Below are 20168 nucleotides of genomic sequence, written 5' to 3' on the forward strand. Positions count from 1 at the left end.
AACCGCGAGGTTCTGGTGCGCGCAGCCTTGGTGCTGGGGCTGGACGGCAACGATCAGATCATCCGTAACCCCTTGGTGCAGAGAATGAAATTCTTGTTGGCTTCCGAAGCACAAGCAATACAACCTGACGACGCGCTTCTGCAGGACTATCTTTCGAGCAACACCGACAAGTTCACTGTTCCTGCTCGAGTTGCTGCCAGCCTTGTCTATCTTGGATCCAGCCCAAGCGGCGGCATGGTAAAGAATACGCTGGAACGGTTGGCGGCAGGTGAAGATCACCGGGATTTGGGGCAAACTTCGCTGCTTCCGTCAGGATTTGGTCTGAGTTCTCGTGCTTGAGTTGACGGAAACTTTGGATCGGGCTTTTTTGAGCAGTTGGAGTCCCTGCCCCTGTACCAATGGGCTGGGCCTGTTCAATCTTCGTTTGGGCTGCACTTTGTCTGATTGGGCTGCGAAGTGGTGGATTCGGATTGCACGCCGGAAAAAGCCGCAAAACGGCAGGTCCAGCAGTCTACCATCGGTGTGAGTAACCGTTGCACCCCAGCCGAAACTGCGCGCGATGTCGTCGGCGTTGACGGTTGACAAGATTGCCGCGTTAAGAATTTGGATGCCTAAAGCTCTGATCAAGGCGTGAGTGGTGACAAGGTGGCGCCCGGTATCGTCTTTTGGAAACGGGCGTCACAGCCTCAGGTTTTGGAAGTCCGGATCGGTTCCCCGTTCGAACTTCGTGGAACGGGGAACCGTCACAAAGAAGTTCTAAATCCAATAAGGTGAGCGCGGCATTTACGCTGCAAGTGACGACGAACGTGCAGCAGGCCAAAGACTATCGCCGTATTGGCGATAGCTGACAAGAGTTCCTTGTGTTTTGTTCACCTCCGACCGCTATCTACGCAGGCGCTTTAAACAGCATCTTTGCTAGAGTATTGTGGCTATTTCAGGAAGTATCACTGGCCGCTGATTTTCTTATACAGCGTGGATTTATAGCCGAAAGGGATACCCAGCACCCCGACGAGCCATCCCAGCGTGCGGGCGATTTCGATTAATCGTTTTTGCGGTTGGAACGGCAATAAAACCACCAAACCAACCAAAACAACAATGCGAAGCGGCGCTGTGGCAATATGCACTAGCGCCTTGATTGGTCGCTGTTCCAGTTTTCTGCGCATATGGGTGTTGGATTGATCCCGACCGCGTGCCACCTGATACCAGAAAGACAGCCGCTCGGGTGGTATGCGCTCGTAAACAAACGCATTTTTGACCCAGCCGGAAGGCAACCCCGCGGCAACTGTTTCAGCATAGAACTTGGCGTCAGTGCCGCCCGTCATCCGCATGGTTTCGTCGAACCAAATGTTGCGGTCAGTGAAAAGCCGAGTTTCCCCTAGCCAATTGTTGGTAACAATTGTCACTCCGCCTGTATCTTCCAGCGTGGCGCGCTTGGAAGCGGCCCTTTCTTTTGTCAGGTACCGATGTGTGATGTTGCTCAGCATCAGCCGCTGTAGTTTTGTTTCGTCGCCCGATGGTTGGGCGGCCCGCAGAGGCGCACCCAGAAGAACGGCTGAGCTGGTTCTGTACCCCTCAACTAAGCATGCAAGCCAATCCACAGCTACGGTTTCGTCGTCGTCAATAAAACACAGAAGATCAGCCCCTTGCTCGATTGCAATTCGGGCTGCCCGGTTACGGCCAAAGGGGATACCCGGTTCCGTCTCAAGCGCATAATGCAGGGAGGCGCCGTTTGGCAGCACTTCTCCATAAGATCGAACCGCAGCTTCACTGTGCGGTGCCGTGTCGTTTTCAACCACGAGGCACTGAACGGAACAATTCACAGGAAGAACCATCTCTCCCCAGCTTTCCAGCAAGCTTGACAGCATTTCCGGTCGCTGTCTTGTCAGGGCCGCAACGGTAATCTTGAGATGAGAGGAACGACGATCCATAAGGATTGAGTAAACCTTTCGCATTGATATGGACGAACCGGTTTTCTGATTGGTTTTCTAAAATACCGGTTTCTGGATGAATCTCCGGGCTTGTTAAGCGCTTTCAGCACCCGATGCCATATAGGACTCAAGCCCGGACTTCTATGCTCTATCCTAAAAGTGGTTGTTTCCGGGGGCACACATCTTATGTACTCGCGGGGCTGCCGAGAACCCGGGTCTCATTCAACTCGGTCATAAGGTCAATGGGATCAGCAGATTCAGCCACCAGGTTATAGGCGACTTTAGGATCGGCTGCCAATTTCCGCCCGGGTTCTGTCCGTTCCATCAATTTGAACGTTTGGTAGAAAAAATTGCTCAGGTGTTGACACATTACATGGCCATCCCAAAATTGGGGGAATGAACTGAGGGTCTACGGCAAAGGCTCAACGCTGTTTAGGCGGATGTCGCTGCACTTCGTTCTGTTAACGGCCTGTAAGAACGAATTTCGGGAATAGCCCGATCAGGGCTACAAGTAAGTAAACCGGGTTGCATCGTAGCCTGAATTCTATCAGGTATGACGGCACTTGGGACGGGTTGGAATTTTGCTTTGCAAAACACAAAACTGAAAATCGCGGAAACGCTAGACAATTCTGTCTTATGGCGTCTTCTCAGGGAAAACCTGAGATCTCAGATGACCCTGTACATCATTGCTATCATTGCAATGGTTTTGGTCGCGGCCACGACCGCCGCCGTCGCCTTTATCATGAGAGACGTCGTAGATTCTTTGTTCGAAGCAGATAACGCGTCGCAGGTCCTGGGTGTGTCCATTGCTGTGTTCGTGATCTTTCTGATCAAGGGCGTTGCAACTTATGTTCAGGTGGTCGCTTTAACACGCGCTGGCAACCGAATTGTTTCGCGCCAGCAAATTAAGCTTTACGATAAGTTGCTTCGTCAGGGTGTATCTTTCTTCAACCTCACAGAAAGCTCCGACCTGCTTATGAAGGTCACTCAATCCGCCCAAGCTGCACGCCAGGTCATTGAGGTTGTTGTGACGACGGCCGTTCGCGACACGTTGAGCTTGATCGGATTGTTGGCAGTCATGTTCTACCAACAGCCTCTATTGTCGCTTTTCACTTTGGTCATTGGTCCTCTTGCGATCTGGGGCGTAAGGACCCTGTTGCGAAAAGTCCGAGAGATTGCCGATATGGAAATGCAATCTCTTGGGGCGATCATGCAGGTGATTCAGGAAACGTCTGGGGGTATCCGGGTCATCAAGTCGTTCGGGCTGGAAGAGCGGATGGCCAAACGGATGAACGAATCCGTTAGAAGTGTTGAGAAACGCCGCAATAAACTTGCTCGTCTACAGGCCGCGACCAGCCCTCTGATGGATATTCTGGCGGGCTTTGCCATTGCATCGGTCATCGGATTAAGTGCGGCCAACATTTTTGGATCCGGGGGATCGACGCCGGGTGAATTGATGTCGTTCGTAACAGCATTGATGATGGCCTATGAGCCAGCCAAAAGACTGTCACGTGTTCGAGTCAAACTCGAGATCGGTTTGCGCCGCGTGCGAATGCTGTTCAAAATAATTGATCAACCTGAAACCTTGGCCGAAAGGGACGATCCGCAAGTACTGCCTGCTGGTCCGAGGGAGGTAAAGTTCGAAAATGTCACGTTCGGTTATCGAAGCAGTGAGCCGATAATCAATGATCTTTCCCTGACCTTTGAAGCCGGAAAAACAACCGCTCTGGTCGGTTTGTCCGGAGGTGGCAAGTCAACCATTCTGAACCTGGCACTTCGACTATACGATCCGCAAAGCGGGCAGGTTACAATTGATGGACAAGACGTCAAACATGCTTCGTTTAAAAGCCTAAGAGCGAACATGTCGTTCGTCGGACAAGAAACCTTTTTGTTTTCAGCTACTATTGCCGACAACATCAGGCTTGGCAGGGAAGGAGCGTCGAGCGAGGAAGTGATAGAAGCAGCAAAAGCTGCCAATGCGTACGATTTCATTATGAACCTGGAAGACGGATTCGATACGTGGGTGGGTGAAAACGGAGCGTTCCTGTCAGGCGGTCAAAAGCAGCGTCTGGCAATTGCTCGTGCCCTGCTACGCGACAGTCCTATTCTGTTGCTGGACGAACCGACAAGTGCGCTGGACTCCAAATCTGAACACCTTGTGCAAGAAGCGTTGCAAAGGCTGACTGAAAATCGGACGACTATAATTGTTGCCCACCGCCTGTCCACAATCCTTCACGCTGATCAGATCGTTGTGATTGAGGCGGGGCAGATCGTCGAAAAAGGAAGCGCAAGCGAGTTGCTTAAGAATGACGGTGCATTTCGTACCTTGTACGATCACCAGTATTCCAATGCAGTGCATTCTGACTGAACATATTCGAATACAGATAACGCGTTGCCGCCACTCGACGGCGACGCTTTCCTCCTGCAACAATAGGATTATCACTGCGGGTTCTTGATTGCAGAAATGAACATGGACGCATCAATCATCATTCCGACTTACAACAGCTGGGACAAGCTGCAGTCCTGTCTGGATTGCCTTGCAGGTCAGACTATTAGCCCAGAAGTGTTCGAGATCATTGTTGTGAACAATGATCCGTCAGACTGTATGCCTGAAGGTTTTCGACTTCCTCCAAACGCGCGAGTTGTCACAGAAGACAAACCGGGGTCTTACGCAGCGCGCAACAAAGGGATTGCTGAAGCGCAAGCCAACTTGCTGTTCTTCACCGATTCAGATTGCCAACCGGTTCCAAAGTATGTTGAAAGCGGTCTTCGCATCGCACAAGAGCACCCAGAGATCGGTCGTTTCGGAGGCGACGTTGTGCTTGTGCCCAATGGCTCTGAATGGACTTCTGTTGAGCTGTATGACTATCATCTCGGCCTAGAGCAGAAGAAATGGGTGGAGCGAGGCCGTGCGGTCACAGCAAATCTCATTGTGCGTCGCGACATGTTTGAGCGCATCGGTCTGTTCAATGGTGACGTGCTTTCCGGTGGTGATATGGAGTGGAATGACCGGGCAACCGCGGCTGGCGAACCGATTGTCTTTGCCGCCGATGCTATCGTCCAGCATCCTGCCCGGAGCAGCCTGAAGGAATTCGCGACAAAAGTGCGTCGTATCGAGGGCGCAAGAATTCGTCGAAATTCCCGACGTGGAGCACTGAACTATGTGCCGCCAATTCAGAAACTTATCCCCTCGTTTCGGACCCTCACGAAATTGCGTAAGAAGCCCGACCTCAATCTCCGGCAAGCATTGGGGATTTGGAGTGTGCAATATGCGCTGCGTCTGGTCATGATTTCTGAAACAGTTAGGCTACTTTGGTTCCGGCAATCAGATATCAGAAAGTAGTTGGAAGCGTTGAAAGACAAAGTGATACGGGCCAGCATCCCCGGCGGAAAGTCAATGAGGCTGTAACCCAGGGACTGCTCCCACATAATAAATTTATTCTAGTGTCGGCAAAGCAATAGGATTCAGCATCTGTGATGCTGATTGTGTCAGGGAACAATTTAGGCAGATGCCTATAGGTCGTCTTCTCCGTCGTCGCTCGGATGACACCTGTATTTTCTGAACTCGACGCCCTTTTCTAGCTTGGTACTTTGCCAAACTCACTTCTGGAGTATTCTTCCAGTTTAAGAACAAGATTCAACAATGTGTTCTGTTCGTCTTTTGTTAACGCGCCGTACAGTTTCTGCTCGTTTTCCACAAGGAATGGCGTGATCTCGAAATAAACGTCATATCCGCGTTTGGTGAGTTTCAGGACAACCTTGCGTCGGTCCTTGGGGTCTGCTGTTCTTGAAATCAGGCGACGCTTAAGCAGGTCCGAGACAGCACGCGAGACCCGGATCGGGTCCATGACCGTATACTCAGCAACTTCACGCGCCGACATCGGCGCTTTTTCTGCCAAGGTCGCGATCAAGCGCCAGCTTGCAACGTTCAGCTTGTGTTTCTTGCGGTAGTGGGATTGCAGGACCAGCGAGAACCGGTTTGACAGGATGTTCAGATTGAACCCGATTGATTGATCAAGGTTCAACCAAATCTGTTCGCCGTTTTTTTCTTGCTGATCGCCCGCCATCTCGTCTCGCAAATCCTCAATTTCCTACATTTGTTTGACAAACTGTGTCACAGTTTTGGGGGGTTCGCAATTACACTTAAGTCTTGTTAATAATTGCAAAATGCAATATATGCAAAATGCATGTTTAAGGAGGAGGTGCTGCGATGAAAGCAATCGCAATCATTGATCGGGATGGCAAACCGGGTCTGACAGCGGTTGAGGCTGCGGAACCTCAGGTCGGCCCTCGGCAAATTTTGGTTGCCGTCAGGTTTGCAGGTGTAAACCGCGCTGATCTATTGCGCCACGCGGCGCATTACGGGCATGCCGACAAGCCCGCCGAAGCCCCGATTGCAGGTCTGGAAATGGCTGGTGAGGTTGTCGCGGTCGGATCAGATGTGACCAGATTTGCCCCTGGTGACAGGGTTATGGCGATGGCGTCACGTGCCTATGCCGAAAAAGTGGTTGTCGATGAACGGCTTGCGCTGAGGGTGCCTCGTGGGTTTTCCTGGCAAGAGGCCGCGGCGACTGCGGTGTCGTTTATGACCGCCCATGACGCCATTGTCACCAACGGTGCGTTGCAGGCCGGTGAAACCGTGCTTGTTCAGGCCACCACATCGGGCGCGGGTATTGCGGGCGTACAGGTTGCCAAAGCGCTTGGTGCTTCGGTTGTTTTGGGCACGTCCGGGTCGCCGCAGAAACTGGAAAAGCTCCAAGGCATTGGGCTGGACGTTGGGATTAACGCAAAGACTCAGGACACGGTTGCCATGGTGCTTGAGGCGACTGATGGAAAGGGCGTCAACGTCATAATGGACAATATCGGCAAAGGTGTCCTGCAGCAGAATGTGGACTGTGCCGCAATTCTCGGTCGAATCGTGCAGGTTGGTCGTATGGGCGGGTATGTCGATGAGATCGACTTGGATGAATTGGCCAAGAAACGTCTGCGACTGATTGGCGTGACCTTCCGAACCCGCAGCGTTGAGGAACACTCTGAGGTTGTGCAACGGTTCGAGGACGATCTGTACGAAAGGCTGTCGCAAGGGGATGTGAAGCCTCTGATCGATAAGGCTTTTGATTTGGATGCCGCCGAAGAAGCGCAAGAGTACATGCGGTCGAATGCGCATATCGGAAAGGTGTTGTTGCGTGTCAGCTGATCGACCCGTTCTGTATACCTATTTCCGATCGACTGCAGCTTATCGGGTTCGGATTGCGTTGAACCTCAAGGGTATCGATCACGAGCTTGTGCCCGTATTTCTGGGTGGGGAACAGCATGAGCCCAAGTTTCGAGCGCTGAATCCGCAAGGTCTCGTACCGGTTTACAGGGACGGTGATCTTACGCTGACGCAATCTGTTGCGATCATCGAGTATCTGGATGAAACGCGGCCCGATACGCCTGCCATTCTGCCAGAAGACAAACGCTTGCGCGCGCGCGTTCGGTCTTTCACGCAGGTGATTGCATCCGATACGCATCCATTGAACAACTTGCGTGTGCTGCAATACCTCGAAAACGAAATGGGCATCACGCAGCCGGAGCGGCTTGCCTGGTATCGCCACTGGGTCGCGGAAGGGCTGCGCACCTGCGAAGCCATGATCGCGAATGATCCAGTCAGCACCTATTGCTTTGGCGAGGATCCGACGCTGGCCGATATCTGCCTTGCGGCACAGATGTACAATGCAGAACGCTTCGATTGCCCCCTAGGGGATTACCCGACCCTGAACGCCCGGTATGCTTCGGCAATGCAACTGCCGGCCTTTCAGAATGCACATCCATCTGTTCAGCCGGATGCGCCGGAACGCTAGGTTGCCCGGCCCGATAGTCTCGGGCCAGATGCTCAGTTTTTGCGCGACATTGGTATCGAGCCGGTCTTAATTCGGAATTGCCTGCCGCTGCGGTTAGGTGCAGGGTCTGACCTGTCAGCCTTTGCTTAGGATAGGGTCCAAGCCAGGCTGTGCCTCGCAGTCGCTTACAGGGTCGAGTGGCAGCCGCCGCATGGCACGGATCGGCGCGCCGCCGCGAAGTTGAGTGGCGCTGTCTAGCAAGGTATTGAACGCGGCTCTGTGGTCACGGCTTTGGTGTCTTATGACCAAAACAATTGTAGTCAGGGGAAGGCCGCTGGTGACGTTCATTGTGCCCAGAAGACCTCCACCCGCGTGCTCAAGCTGTGGCAGGATTTTGCCAGCTAGCAATTTTACCGCATTTTGTTGGCCGTAATACACGTCAAATTGCATGTGGCAAGCATGAAGAGTCGCGTGCGGTAAGGATTTTCACGCGGACATTTTATTCCTTGCCCGCCGAACACAAGTCTTTTGCAATCCGTACCTGCGTTCGGCTTTTTTATTGACGATCAGCCAGCCTTGACCGCTGCCACATGGCTTGCAAAATCACCGCTTTGCATCAGAGCATTGCAGCGTTCAAAACGCTGTGTGGCATAGGCCCAGAAATCTTCGGCCGGGTTATCGTCAGCGTGTTGGATCAGCCCCCACAAGGTCCAAAGCAGATCGCACATCGCCTTGTAAATGACGACTCGCCCCTGTTCCGCAGCCGTCGGTTCGCGCCCAAAATACCCGTGCAACAACTCGGCCTCTTGCGTCGCGTCCATCTCGGCCTCGACGGCCAGATCGCCAACATCCCACAGCGGGTCATTCATGCCGGAATATTCCCAGTCAACGATCCACATGACCTCTCCGTCATCCAGAAAGTTTTCGCACAATGGATCACAATGGCACGGGGCCAGCTTAGCCGGGTTGGCGTTTAGCGCCTCTTTGACCGGTTCGGCAGCTTTGACCACGTCGTGATACCCTTCGGGCAAGTCGACATCCTTTGTCGACAAGATCTGCAGGTAATCGTCGATCATCGCAAAAAGTTCGAAACGGAATTCGAAAGTTTCGCCCGAGTTGTGCAGCTTTGCCAACGCCGCGCCCGCGCGGGCGGGTGATCCTGCGCGTGTCTGGAACAGCGCAGGTGTCATCGTCTCAATCCCACCAATCGCGCGCGAAACCATTTCGCCAGTCGAGGCATCCGCCCACAATACCTCGGCGGACACACTAGCGCGCCAAGCGGCCTCGGCATTCGTAATTTCGATTGCGCGATTGATATACGCCTCGGTGCCTTCGCCCGGAATGCGCACGATCACGCTGCTGCCTCGGGCTTCGACCAGATGAACCAGATTGGTCAGCCCTCCCAATCGTGTGATCTTGCAGTCGTCGGGTTTGACGTCCTCGAACCCAGAGACGTTTCGGAGTGTGGCCAATATGGTGTCTGTATGTTCGTACATGTCTACCCCCTCAGGACTTTAGTTTTTCATTCTGCGGATCAAACAATGGGCCGTCGACCCGTGTGACGTTGTGTCGTTCGCCAAACACCTCGATCTCAAACGCGCTTTCATCGCTGATCGTCTGATCCAGATAGCCGAAGATAATGGTTTTCCCGACGGTGTGGCCATAGCCCGCGCTGGTCGCAAGTGACACGGTTTGCCCGTCACGCAGAATGGTCTCGCCCCCAAACAGCGGCAACTTGGCTTCGGTTACAAACGTGCATAGCTTGCGTGCTGGTCCTTCGGCTTTTTGCCGGGCCAACGCGTCGCGACCGATGAAATCTCCGCCGGATTTCAGATGCACCCGGAACCCCAAACCGGCCTCGATCGGAGTGTAGTCGGGCGATATGTCACCGGACCAGTAGAGATACCCTTTTTCAAGTCTCAGCGAGTCGATGGCCCTGTAACCGATGTCCCGAATGCCGTGTTCCTCACCTGCGCTGCGCAGGGTCTGATAGACATGGGCGCCAAATTCCGTCGGTACATGCAGTTCCCAGCCAAGCTCACCGACGAACCCGATGCGGACAGCGCGGACCTGGGCGCTTCCGACGGTGATATTGCGCGCGGTTCCGAACGGAAAGGCCGCGTTCGAGACGTCCTGTTCGCAAACCGCCTGCAAAACATCGCGGGCTTTGGGGCCGCAGATGTCGATCACCGCCCGACCCGAAGTGACTTCGATCATCTGGACCGACCCGTCTTTGGGCATGTGACGGCGGATGTAATCCTCATCATGGGCGCCAAACCCTGATCCGGTTACCAGATAGAAGTGGTCGCGTGCCAAACGGGTGATGGTGACATCTGCTTCGATCCCGCCGGTCTCGTTACAGAATTGTGCATAGATCACCGTGCCGTCGGGCTTATCCATGTTGCAGGCCGCAAGACGCTGTAACAGCGGCAGCGCACCGGGGCCGAGGATTTCGAACTTGGCAAAGCTCGACTGGTCGATCAGCGCGACGCCTTCACGGACGGCTTTGTGTTCTTCGGCTGCAAACTTATGCCAGCCGGGATCAAGGAAATCGAGTTGATCAACGGGTTCAACGCCTTCGGGGGCAAACCACAAAGGCCGTTCCCAACCGTTTTTCGATCCGTAAACTGCACCGTTTTTCTTGAGAATCCCGTGTAGCGGTGACAGGCGCAGGTTGCGCGCGCTTTCATGTTCCTGGCCCGGATAGCGCATTTTGTAGTGGTGGGCGTAATGTTCGACGGCGCGCGGATACATGAAACTCTTGGTGCCGTGATGCGAGCCAAAGCGGCGGCAATCCAGCGGCCAGAGGTCAAGGCTCGGGCGGCCTTCTGTAATCCACTCGGCAATCATCTCACCCGCTCCGCCGCCAGCCGCGATGCCATACAGGAATCCGGTCCCCATCATCAGATTGTCGAAACCCGGTGCCCACCCCAGCACGAAATCGCCATCGGCCGAATAGGGGATCGGGCCGTTGATCACGGAGCGGATGCCGACCTCGTTCAGCACGGGAGTCACCTCGGCGGCCAGTTCGGCCAGTGGTCCGAACCGATCCAGATTGTCTGGCAGAAGCTGGCGCACAAACTCGCCGGGAATGCCGTTGTCGCCGAAGGGCAGGGTGCCCTCTTCATAGCCACCGATCACCAGTCGTCCGCCGGCGTCGGGCTTGTAATACACCAACCGTTCCGGGTCGCGCAGCGTGGGCAATCCTTTGACCAGTGCTTCGTCCGGCAGAGGTTCGGTCACGATATATTGGTGCTCGACGGCGCATGCAGGCACGTGAATGCCAAGTTTCGCACCCAGCTCACGGCTCCACATACCGGCGGCCATGACGATGGTATCTGCTTCGTAGTCCCCTTCGCTGGTCATCACCTTGGTGATGCGGCCATCCGTGATCTCGAAATCCAGCACCTTTACCCCTTGCCGGATCTGCGCGCCATGCTTGCGGGCACCGGCTGCGATGGCCTGGCACAGGCTGGCCGGATCAACATGGCCATCCGACGGGATGAAGGCCGCGCCTTGCAAGCCGGTGGCATCAATATACGGGTACAGGTCCTTGGCTTCTGCGGCTGAGATCATCTCCATCTCAAGGTCAAAGCTTTTTGCCATGGTGGTCAGCCGCTGCGCTTCCAGCAGGCGTTCCTTGGTGGCTGCGAGACGCAGGCTGCCGACCTTTTTCCAGTCAAACGCCATGCCGGTTTCTTCTTCCAGCCGGTCATACATGGCGACGGACCGCTTTAACATACGGGTGGTGTTGCGCGAGGATCGTAGTTGCCCGACCAGCCCTGCCGCGTGCCAGGTCGCGCCTTCGGTCAGCGAAGCTTTCTCAAGCAACACAACGTCTTTCTCGCCGTTTCTTGCCAAGTGATAGGCCGTTGAACATCCGATGATGCCACCACCGATGATGAGATGTTTTGCAGAGTGTTGTGCCATATCCGGTCCTCGAGGAAGTTTGCGCCAGATTGACATCAAAACAACAAAAAGCAACACAAAATGTTGCATTATGTTGTAATGTGAGCGCGGCCGTCCCAAGTTCGTCTTTGGAGAGCTGTGGTCTTGTGAGTTCTCATCTGGACGACACGGTGGCCGGGTACTCCGCCGTCACACTACGCTTGACGTTGGATTGGATGCTTGAACGCAAAGTTTGTTTTTGAGAAGAAGTCTAAATGGCAAAATACGACAACGAGATTCTGAACGCAGTTGCACTACGAGGCACGCTGAGCGTGTCAGAGCTTGCGAACATGCTTGGGGTCTCGGAGCAGACTATTCGTCGGATCGTCAAACCTTTGGTCGAGGCGGGTTTAGTTGAAAAAGTTCACGGCGCGATTGTCAGTCTAGACAATCCGATGACCGAACCGTTTCAAAATCGCATGCAGCATAACCGTGAAGCAAAGGCGCAGATCGCGGCTAAAGTGGCAGAACTGATCCCGGACGGATCGGCAGTTGCAATTGATGCAGGTTCAAGCGCGGGTTTCGTCGCCAAAGCACTTCAGATACGCCGGAATCTGACCGTGGTCACAAACTCGGCCTTTGTTGCCAGTACGCTGTCGCTTGTCAAAGGAAACGACGTCTACTTCGCCGGAACTCAACTACGCGACTACGATGGTGCGTCTTATGACCGAACCGCATTCGAGACTGTAGAAAGACTGCACGTGGATTTCTGTGTTCTGACCGCTGCGCAAGTCCACCAGTCACGCGGGTTTTTGGTGACCGAGCAGTGCGAGGCGGATATGGCGAAAGCAATGGCCGGGATCGCCGATCAGGTCATTTTCGCGGTGGATCATTCGAAGATGGCGAAGGCCGGTGCGCTTGGGCTGTTGAGCATCGGAGAGTTCGAACGGTCCCCAATGATCGTAACGGATAGTTTGTCCGAGAAAGACCTTGGCGCTTACGAAGGCTTGTCCAACGTCATATTGGCACCATAACCCAGCGCCAATCCTGCAGCGGATGCGGTCTGAGTATTCAGAAGCTGCGTGTGCGACGCTCGCACTTCAGCCTGTCTAGTTGATAATGAGCGACCCGACCGCTCTGGTGCCGTTTAATATCGGGCCCGATACTCCATCTGCTTTGGGTTGGAGTATTGCCGCCACAGATGCAGGCCAAAGCCGATCATCACAAATTGCATGAGCAATCGCGCAACCGCCGCCCAGTAAGGTGCGACGACCGGATCGGGGCGAAACAGGTCCCACACATGAAAGGGCGTGAAGGCGACGCACAGCAGCGCGGCAAACAGCCCGCCATAAGACCGGAAGCGGGGCCAGATCAGAGCTGCTGCGATCGCGATCTCAACAACTCCTGCAAGGATGTTCGCTGGCGCTTTGGGGATGAAATCCGGCATGAACCCATCAAAGACAGCCGGATTTATCAGATGCGTAGTTCCTCCGGTTAAAAGGAATAAGGCGAAAAGCCAGACGAACAGTGTCTTGATCACGTTAAACTCCGTTGCGAGTTGGTAAATTTTGGCCCGGCCGACACTTTCGCGTCGCCCGGGCCAGTTGCGTGAGTGAGTGAGGGGGTGTGGTAAGAGGTAAGTGGTAGGTAAACGATTAAGCGGCGCTCGCGACGGCGGGTAGTTTGAATGCAAACCCAACCAATTCTTCGCTTTTCGCCCAAAGCTGGCGCTGTTTTTCCTGATCCAGCGCGTGGTCTTTGACTTTTGCGTCACTGACTGGGCCGCGGGTGTCCCCCATTTTCGTCGGGCCGTAATATGCACCGCGCTTGGCTTCGTTGCCTGCTGCCGCCAGAACGGTGGGATAAGCGCCCGCCTCGGGGCGTTGTGCCACCAGCTTGTTCAACACAGCCATCAGAGCTTTCATGAAGCCTGTCGGGCCAGTGGATTGCAGGTTTGTGTCGGTGTAGCCCGGGTGACACGCAACGCAGATCGCCTTGCTGCCCGCCGCCTTGAGGCGACGATCCAATTCAAATGCGAACATGAGATTGGAAAGTTTGCTTTGCGTATATCCCTTTACCGGAGTGTACTTTTTATCGCTCATGAAGTCATCCAGATCCAGCGGGTCGTATTTGTGAACGACACTGGACAACACAACGACACGGCCTTCGGCAGCTTCGACCAAGTCCAGCAGCAAGCCAGTCCATAGGAAGTGTCCCAGATGGTTCGCACCCATCTGCAGGTCAAACCCATCAACGGTCTTTGTCTGCGGCGTCATCATGATACCAGCATTGTTGATCAGCCCGTCGATTTTCGAATAGCGCCCGCGCAGCTCTTCTGCCGCCTTACGGACCGAGGAGAGATCGCTGAGGTCCATGAGGATAAGGTCAACCTTACCTTTGCTAACGGCCGACAACTTGCGCTGCGCCGTTTCGCCTTTGGTCCGCGACCGGCAAACCATAACGACGTTGCCGCCTTTTTCACCCAACATGCGGGCAGCTTCATAGCCAATGCCCGAGTTTGCGCCAGTGATGACGTAGGTCTTGCCAGTCAGGTCCGGCAGTTGCGTTGGCTTCCAATTGCTGAAGCCCGAGTCGGTGATCTTCTGTTCCATCGAGGGGGTCCTGTCGATTGGGGTTGCAGTTGGTGGTCTTGTTGTGTATCGTATTTACAAATCGGAACCAAAGTGTCTAGTAGGTAAAATGAAAAAATCTTCAAACGCCTTCGATGTTCTTTATGTGTTTGCGCAATACGGCTTTCGCAAAGCCTCGATGACGGACATAGCTGAAGCAGCCGGACTGTCCCGGCAGTCCATTTACAACCAGTACGGATCGAAAGAGGCGGTATTGGACTGGGCGGTGGACAGCGTCCTTACTACGGTAACCAATGCGGCAGTTGAGGTTTTCGCGCAGGGCGGCGAAGTGCCGGAGGTTGTTCTGGCCCAGGCGTTTCAGGCCTGGATCGGCGACCACGTCGCAATCTGGCGTGGCACACCCCATGGGGCGGAAATTATGGAATTCGCGATTGCATCCTCGGCCCGTGCCGAGGCGGATTATGAAGGAACGTTCTCGATCGCCATGTCGGCCTATATCCTGAACAGCGGCCTTGCCGCGTCTGCGGAGGCCGCCGAAGATATGGGGTTTGTGATCAACACTGTATCGAAAGGGCTGTTGCTCAAATCAACCAACAGTGAGGACTACGCCGCAGGGATGAAGCGCGCTTTGCGGGTGTTGTGTGGGGGCGCGTCCTAAGCCCAACAAAGCCTAGCTTGTGGCAACCTGGGCGGCCTTCCACTTCTGCAAAATATAGTGGCTGGTCATGAGGTCGAGATGCGCGCCGCCGCCATTCTTGAAGAGCGTTATTTGGTCAGGATCGTAGGGTGGAAATTCATCGAGTTGATAAAAGTCGGCGCGCAGGTCCCGGTGGTTAATCACCCCATTGGACAGCGGGATCATGAACTCACCAATGCTCTCCACAGTGGTCTCGAAACTGTCACAGAAAATGACCGATTGCTTGATTGCCTCATCGTCGACTTCACGCATGTCGGGGAGATAAGCCCCGATCAGATTGAGGTGCTGACCGGGCCGCAACCACTCCCCCTTGATCACCGGATCTGATGCCATTGTGCACGTCAGAACGATGTCGGCCGCGCCAACGGCGCTTTTCAGATCGGCGACATGTGAAGTTCCGGGATAAAGCTCGCATAAATCCGCGGCTTTCGACGCCGTCCGATTCCAGACCCGTATTTGCGCATTCGGAAATCCGGCTTTGAATGCTTCGATCAAGGAAGCTCCAACCGCACCTGCTCCTACGATGAGAATCTCACGGCTGTCTGGATTGGCTAGACGCAACGCACCGAGCAGACTGTCGCCCGCAGTTTTCCACTTGTTGATAAGGTGGAAATCAACCAATGCCTCAAGCGAGCCGTCGTCATCGGAAAAGTGGCAGACAGATCCGTTTATGGCGGGTTTACCTTTGGCAGAATTGCCCGGAAAGATGTTGGCCGTCTTCACTGCAATTCCCAGGCCGTCCACCCAGGCCGAACGGCTCAGCATCGTGTCCTGACCGCGATACAGGTACGTGTCGCCAATGCTGGCTTTGGCGCGCGCGTGACCATTCGCCAGTGCTTCGGCGAGGCTTATCCAGTCGAGAAGGGGTTCAGCCTCTTCGAAAGTAATGAACGGAATATTCATGAGTGTTCCAATGCCAAGATCTGTTACCGCGCGCCCCAAGTATCTGACAGCTTGTAACCTTCGGGCCACGGGTCACTTGGATCGCACATATGCTGATGAATGCCCGTAATCCAACCGCGCCCGGATATCTCGGGGCGGATCGCTTTTTGACCGCCTATAGACAGTTCTTCGAGTATCGTGCCAGAGAAAGTGGACCCGATCAGCGAGCGCGCCGTGAGGCGATCCCCAACGGCCATCGTTCCGCGCGCATGCAGCACGGCCATACGCGCCGACAAGGCGGTACCGGTGGGGGACCGGTCAACTTTGCCCGGCTGGATGGCGACAGCGGCTCCTGCCTCGAACCCATCAGGGCCTTGGGTGAGGGGGCCGGCAAAAAGACAGAACGAAATATGTTTCCAATCCGGTTGTTCCGGATGCGTAAACCCGATTTGGGCGTTCGCAGCATTCGTGATCCGAACGCCCAAAGTAGCGATGTCATGCGCTTCGTCTTCGTTTAACGAGAAGCCAAGACTTTGCGCATCGACAATCACAAAGCTGTCGCCACCATAAGCCGTGTCAACGTTGAGCGTACCCAGACTTTCAACTTCAAGCGTGCGGTCCAGGTCGCAGGCGAATGAGGGCACGTTCTGGACGAAAATACGCTCAGCCTTGCCATCCCTGCACGCGGCGCGTACGCGCACCAGGCCGCCGGGGGCCTCAAGCACCATGTGGGTTTCGGGTTCCTGCATCGGAATCAAGCCGGCGTCCAGCAATACGGTGGAAACGCAGATCGAATTTGACCCTGACATCGGCGGCGTATCTTCGGGCTCCATGATGATGAAGGCGGCCTGCGCCTCGGGGTTCTTGGGTGGCACCAGCAGATTGACGTGTCGGAAAACACCGCCTCTGGGTTCGTTCAGCACGAAATTGCGCAGCGTCTGGTCTTCGGCGATCCAGCGGCGCTGATCCCACAGGGTTTCTCCGGGCGGGGGCAGGACGCCGCCGACGATCACATCCCCAACCTCGCCTTCGGCATGCGCGGAAATAACATGAATAGTTTTTGATGAGCGCATCTCAGATATCCTTTACCAGCCGCAGCGCATCATAGATCGCGGCATGCGTGTTGCGTGCGCTCACGGCGTCTCCGATACGGAATAGTTGAAAACTGCCATCGGGATTGGCCTCGGTGCCCTGCGGTGTTCCTTTGATCAGGGCTTCGTAATCAACCGCTCCCCCGTTGGTAGAATGGGGTTTTAGATCGAAGTAGAGATCATCCATAGGCAGTGTCCCATAGTTTATCACCACCTGATCATACAGCTGCTCGGAGGTCGAAGTGCTGTAATCCGTCCCGACCAGCGCTTTGAGTTGATTGCCGCTGGGTGTCACGTCAAGCAGGCGGCGCGCAACGGTAAAGGTGACGTCAAGATCCTGTAACGCACGCATGTAAGGCACAAGATTCATCGCCATGATGCCCAGTGCAACTGTACGATCTGGCGTCATCACCTCGACCTTCGCGCCAGCATTTGCGGCAACCTCTGCCGCCATCAAACCCGGATGATCACCGCTTTCATCATAGATCAAGACATTGGCACCGGGTTTGACATCCCCCGAGATAATGTCCCATGACGTCACGACCGTATCCAGTTCTTTGCCGCTTTCGAACAGCTCGGTATTGGGCAGCCCGCCTGTGGCCACGATCACCACATCAGGGTTCAAAGCGATAACATCTTCGGCCTCGGCCCAGGTGTTGAAACGGAACTCTACATCGCGGGCGGCACACTGCGCCATGCGCCAGTCGATGATCGAGATCATTTCGCGCCGACGCGGGTTCTGGGCCGTCAGGCGTATCTGTCCACCGGGATCGGGCTGCGCTTCGAACACGATGACGTCGTGCCCACGCTCTGCCGCAACGCGCGCGGCTTCCAGACCGGCGGGGCCGGCGCCCACAATCACGACTTTTTTTCGTGTTTCCCCAGGTGTGATGTCATGGGGCATCGACAGTTCGCGCCCGGTTGCCGGGTTATGAATGCACAGCGCCTCTCCGGCCTGATAAATACGGTCCAGACAATAGGTGGCCCCCACGCAAGGGCGAATGTCATCTTCGCGGCCCTCCATAATTTTGCGCACGATATGGGGATCGGCCATATGCGCACGGGTCATGCCGACCATATCTAAAAGCCCGGCCGAAACAGCATGGCGCGCAGTGGCCACGTCCGGGATTCGTCCGGCATGGAAGGTCGGCATGCCGGTGGCCTCTTTGACTTCGCCGGCAAAGTCCAGATGCGGTGCGCTTTTCATTCCCTGCACCGGGATAATGTCGGTCATCGCCGGATCGGTGTGGATGCGCCCGCGAATGACGTTGAGAAAGTCGACCATGCCACTATTGGCCAGCCGTTTCGAAATCTCGATCCCCTCAACGGGCGATATTCCACCTTTCTGAGCCTCGTCAGCGGTATAACGCAGCCCGACAATGAATTCGTCGCCAACACGGTTCCGAATGGCGCGCAATACGTCGAGCGGCAGTTTCATACGGCTTTCAAGACTTTGCCCGCCATACGGACCATCAAGATCATTGGTCAGCGGCGACCAGAACTGATCAAGCAAATGGCCGTAGACCTGAAGCTCAATCCCGTCCATGCCGCCTGCTTTCATCCGCTCGGCGGCATCGGCAAAGTCACGAATAACGCGCTCAATATCCCAATCCTCGGCACGTTTGGGGAATGACCCATGCGCTGGCTCGCGATGCTTGGAGGAGCTGAGCGGCGGCAGCCAATCCCCTTTGTTCCATCCGGTCCGGCGCCCCAAATGTGTTAGCTGGATCATGACGGCGCAGCCGTGTTCGTGACAGGCATCAGTCAGGCGCTGAATATGCGGTACGACCTCATCCTTGTAAGCAAGGATATTGTTGAAAACCGGTGGGCTGTCTTTCGAGACCGTGGCAGATCCGGCCGTCATGGCCAATGCGACCCCCGCCTTGGCCCGCTTGGCGTGGTATGCCGCATACCTCTCTTTCGGCATTCCGTCCTCGGGGTAGGCCGGTTCATGGCTGGTAGTCATTATGCGATTCTTCAGCGTCAGGTGCTTGAGCTGATAGGGCTGCAGCAGCGGATCATTGGACATGCGCGGACCTCATTTGTCACATGGCTGCAATCAATTAAAATGTTCACACAAGTCTAGTAAAGGGTCATTAGTGTACATTTTTCTTGAAGCCAGACTCTAGCACTCTTAACCTCGTCGTATGAAAAACAGTTCACGTTCAGCTCGGGTTCCTGAAAAGACTTCTGGATGGCGAGGCTCGCGCGCGTTTTGGTTGGAGGCAGCCAAACGGGCGTTCATCGACCATGGTATCGAAGCGGTAAAGGTTCAAAAGCTTGCTAACGAAATGAAAATTGCCCGAACCAGTTTCTACTGGTTCTTCAAGGATCGCGACGCGCTTTTGATCGCGTTGCTAGAAGAATGGGAAGAAAAAAACACAGGCGCTTTTATCGAGGCCTGCGCGTCCTACGCTGAAACTATTTCCGAAGCCCTGTTGAACCTGATCGTCGTGTTTCATGACGAAGCCCTGTTTGAACCTCAGTTGGATTTTGCAATCCGTGGATGGGCGCACCAGTCGCAAGACGTCGCATCGCAGGTCCACAATGCCGACGAAATTCGACTTAATGCGATCAAGAGCATGTTCGATCGTTTTGGGTTCGAAAGTGATGACGCCGACGTTCGAGCCCGCGCGTTGTACTTAACGCAAATCGGGTACATTTCGCTTCAAGTCGACGAAAGCCGGGTGGATCGCATGCGGCGTGTTGCGAGATACACAAAAACTTTTTGTGGTCATGCGCCATCGGAAAGCGAACTGGCACGGTTTTATGCGCGTCTGGATTACATTCCTCAGGATATTGACTGACTGCCTGCGCGTTACCGGTTGTACCCAACGACCAAAAGCTGTCGCCACATAGTTGCGGGAAGACGAATAAAGCGTCCGTCATTCGGTGTTATGTGCGCACGATGATCAATCGCACGCAGGGATAACTGTTGGTGAGCCTCCCCACGTGAATTGGTCCACCTTTATGGTTAGGAAACGGAGGACTACGAATGGCAAACAAGAGACCGAAGCCCGAAGAGATTGTCTCGAAGTTACGGCAGGTTGAAGTTCTGATGGGGCAAGGCATGTCCCGTCTTGATGCGATCAGGCAGATTGGAGTTGTTGAGCAAACCTATTACCGCTGGCGGAAGAAGTACGGTGGAATGGGTGTTGATCAATTGAAGGAACTGAAACGGCTTCAGAAAGAGAACGAGCGGCTGAGACGCGCGGTTTCAGATCTGACGTTGGACAAACTGATCCTGACGGAAGCCACAAAGGGAAACT

At 54.8% G+C, this 20168-nt stretch carries 18 protein-coding genes; 9 read left to right on the plus strand and 9 right to left on the minus strand.

The window, feature by feature from the left end; genetic code table 11:
• Positions 1–15 precede the first annotated feature (15 nt).
• A complete protein-coding gene (locus ACR0LN_RS18990; RefSeq protein WP_480431894.1) occupies positions 16–339 on the plus strand; it encodes a hypothetical protein in 324 nt (107 codons plus the stop codon).
• A gap of 605 nt (positions 340–944) precedes the next feature.
• Here ACR0LN_RS18990 and ACR0LN_RS18995 read toward each other — a convergent pair.
• Entirely contained in the window at positions 945–1865 is a 921-nt protein-coding gene (locus ACR0LN_RS18995; protein WP_480431895.1) for a glycosyl transferase, read from the minus strand.
• A 733-nt stretch (positions 1866–2598) separates the two neighbouring features.
• On the opposite strand from ACR0LN_RS18995, the gene ACR0LN_RS19000 reads away from it, so the two are divergent.
• Complete coding sequence (locus ACR0LN_RS19000) at positions 2599–4296, plus strand: ABC transporter ATP-binding protein (RefSeq protein ID WP_480431897.1); 1698 nt, start codon at positions 2599–2601, stop codon at positions 4294–4296.
• A gap of 102 nt (positions 4297–4398) precedes the next feature.
• Positions 4399–5271, plus strand: a complete 873-nt coding sequence (locus tag ACR0LN_RS19005; protein ID WP_480431898.1) for a glycosyltransferase family 2 protein — start codon at positions 4399–4401, stop codon at positions 5269–5271.
• A gap of 235 nt (positions 5272–5506) precedes the next feature.
• On the opposite strand, the gene ACR0LN_RS19010 is transcribed toward ACR0LN_RS19005, so the two are convergent.
• Complete coding sequence (locus ACR0LN_RS19010; protein WP_480431900.1) at positions 5507–6007, minus strand: MarR family winged helix-turn-helix transcriptional regulator; 501 nt, start codon at positions 6005–6007, stop codon at positions 5507–5509.
• 131 nt (positions 6008–6138) lie between these two features.
• On the opposite strand from ACR0LN_RS19010, the gene ACR0LN_RS19015 reads away from it, so the two are divergent.
• A complete protein-coding gene (locus ACR0LN_RS19015) occupies positions 6139–7125 on the plus strand; it encodes an NAD(P)H-quinone oxidoreductase (protein ID WP_480431902.1) in 987 nt (328 codons plus the stop codon).
• Entirely contained in the window at positions 7115–7771 is a 657-nt protein-coding gene (maiA, locus tag ACR0LN_RS19020; protein WP_480431904.1) for a maleylacetoacetate isomerase, read from the plus strand. The genes ACR0LN_RS19015 and maiA overlap by 11 nt, the downstream gene beginning before the upstream one ends.
• Before the next feature lie 545 nt (positions 7772–8316).
• On the opposite strand, the gene ACR0LN_RS19025 is transcribed toward maiA, so the two are convergent.
• Both ACR0LN_RS19025 and ACR0LN_RS19030 read right to left on the minus strand, forming a co-directional pair.
• Entirely contained in the window at positions 8317–9246 is a 930-nt protein-coding gene (locus ACR0LN_RS19025; RefSeq protein ID WP_480431906.1) for a phosphotransferase, read from the minus strand.
• Between the two features lie 10 nt (positions 9247–9256).
• A complete protein-coding gene (locus tag ACR0LN_RS19030; RefSeq protein ID WP_480431907.1) occupies positions 9257–11680 on the minus strand; it encodes a GcvT family protein in 2424 nt (807 codons plus the stop codon).
• 233 nt (positions 11681–11913) lie between these two features.
• On the opposite strand from ACR0LN_RS19030, the gene ACR0LN_RS19035 reads away from it, so the two are divergent.
• Positions 11914–12672 (plus strand): DeoR/GlpR family DNA-binding transcription regulator, encoded by a 759-nt coding sequence (locus ACR0LN_RS19035; RefSeq protein ID WP_480431908.1) that lies wholly within the window; start codon positions 11914–11916, stop codon positions 12670–12672.
• 113 nt (positions 12673–12785) lie between these two features.
• Here the strand turns inward: ACR0LN_RS19035 and ACR0LN_RS19040 are convergent, their stop codons facing one another.
• Positions 12786–13178, minus strand: a complete 393-nt coding sequence (locus tag ACR0LN_RS19040) for a MauE/DoxX family redox-associated membrane protein (RefSeq protein ID WP_480431909.1) — start codon at positions 13176–13178, stop codon at positions 12786–12788.
• 115 nt (positions 13179–13293) lie between these two features.
• Positions 13294–14250, minus strand: coding sequence for an oxidoreductase (locus ACR0LN_RS19045; RefSeq protein ID WP_480431911.1), 957 nt, complete (start codon positions 14248–14250; stop codon positions 13294–13296).
• An 88-nt stretch (positions 14251–14338) separates the two neighbouring features.
• Here ACR0LN_RS19045 and ACR0LN_RS19050 point away from each other — a divergent pair, with 88 nt between their 5' ends.
• Positions 14339–14887, plus strand: a complete 549-nt coding sequence (locus tag ACR0LN_RS19050; protein WP_480431912.1) for a TetR/AcrR family transcriptional regulator — start codon at positions 14339–14341, stop codon at positions 14885–14887.
• 12 nt (positions 14888–14899) lie between these two features.
• Here the strand turns inward: ACR0LN_RS19050 and ACR0LN_RS19055 are convergent, their stop codons facing one another.
• Genes ACR0LN_RS19055 through ACR0LN_RS19065 form a run of 3 tightly spaced genes read right to left on the minus strand, consistent with a single transcriptional unit; the run spans position 14900 to position 18928 of the window.
• Entirely contained in the window at positions 14900–15829 is a 930-nt protein-coding gene (locus tag ACR0LN_RS19055) for an ornithine cyclodeaminase family protein (RefSeq protein WP_480431914.1), read from the minus strand.
• A 23-nt stretch (positions 15830–15852) separates the two neighbouring features.
• Complete coding sequence (locus ACR0LN_RS19060) at positions 15853–16881, minus strand: trans-3-hydroxy-L-proline dehydratase (RefSeq protein WP_480431916.1); 1029 nt, start codon at positions 16879–16881, stop codon at positions 15853–15855.
• 1 nt (position 16882) lies between these two features.
• Positions 16883–18928, minus strand: a complete 2046-nt coding sequence (locus ACR0LN_RS19065) for an FAD-dependent oxidoreductase (RefSeq protein WP_480431918.1) — start codon at positions 18926–18928, stop codon at positions 16883–16885.
• A 118-nt stretch (positions 18929–19046) separates the two neighbouring features.
• On the opposite strand from ACR0LN_RS19065, the gene ACR0LN_RS19070 reads away from it, so the two are divergent.
• Entirely contained in the window at positions 19047–19706 is a 660-nt protein-coding gene (locus ACR0LN_RS19070; protein ID WP_480431919.1) for a TetR/AcrR family transcriptional regulator, read from the plus strand.
• A gap of 188 nt (positions 19707–19894) precedes the next feature.
• Positions 19895–20168: transposase (locus ACR0LN_RS19075; RefSeq protein WP_480431921.1), on the plus strand; the 274-nt coding region annotated here is incomplete at its 3' end.

The organism is Ruegeria sp. AA6 (assembly GCF_056542865.1).

Coding starts and splice junctions, on each gene's coding strand:
- ACR0LN_RS19060 (WP_480431916.1), bottom strand. CDS start 16,881: ATGCGCTCATCAAAAACTATTCATGTTATTTCCGCGCATGCCGAAGGC.
- ACR0LN_RS19070 (WP_480431919.1), top strand. CDS start 19,047: ATGAAAAACAGTTCACGTTCAGCTCGGGTTCCTGAAAAGACTTCTGGA.
- ACR0LN_RS19050 (WP_480431912.1), top strand. CDS start 14,339: ATGAAAAAATCTTCAAACGCCTTCGATGTTCTTTATGTGTTTGCGCAA.
- ACR0LN_RS19035 (WP_480431908.1), top strand. CDS start 11,914: ATGGCAAAATACGACAACGAGATTCTGAACGCAGTTGCACTACGAGGC.
- ACR0LN_RS19015 (WP_480431902.1), top strand. CDS start 6,139: ATGAAAGCAATCGCAATCATTGATCGGGATGGCAAACCGGGTCTGACA.
- ACR0LN_RS19045 (WP_480431911.1), bottom strand. CDS start 14,250: ATGGAACAGAAGATCACCGACTCGGGCTTCAGCAATTGGAAGCCAACG.
- ACR0LN_RS19025 (WP_480431906.1), bottom strand. CDS start 9,246: ATGTACGAACATACAGACACCATATTGGCCACACTCCGAAACGTCTCT.
- ACR0LN_RS19055 (WP_480431914.1), bottom strand. CDS start 15,829: ATGAATATTCCGTTCATTACTTTCGAAGAGGCTGAACCCCTTCTCGAC.
- ACR0LN_RS19065 (WP_480431918.1), bottom strand. CDS start 18,928: ATGTCCAATGATCCGCTGCTGCAGCCCTATCAGCTCAAGCACCTGACG.
- ACR0LN_RS19005 (WP_480431898.1), top strand. CDS start 4,399: ATGGACGCATCAATCATCATTCCGACTTACAACAGCTGGGACAAGCTG.
- ACR0LN_RS19000 (WP_480431897.1), top strand. CDS start 2,599: ATGACCCTGTACATCATTGCTATCATTGCAATGGTTTTGGTCGCGGCC.
- ACR0LN_RS18995 (WP_480431895.1), bottom strand. CDS start 1,865: ATGCTGTCAAGCTTGCTGGAAAGCTGGGGAGAGATGGTTCTTCCTGTG.
- ACR0LN_RS19030 (WP_480431907.1), bottom strand. CDS start 11,680: ATGGCACAACACTCTGCAAAACATCTCATCATCGGTGGTGGCATCATC.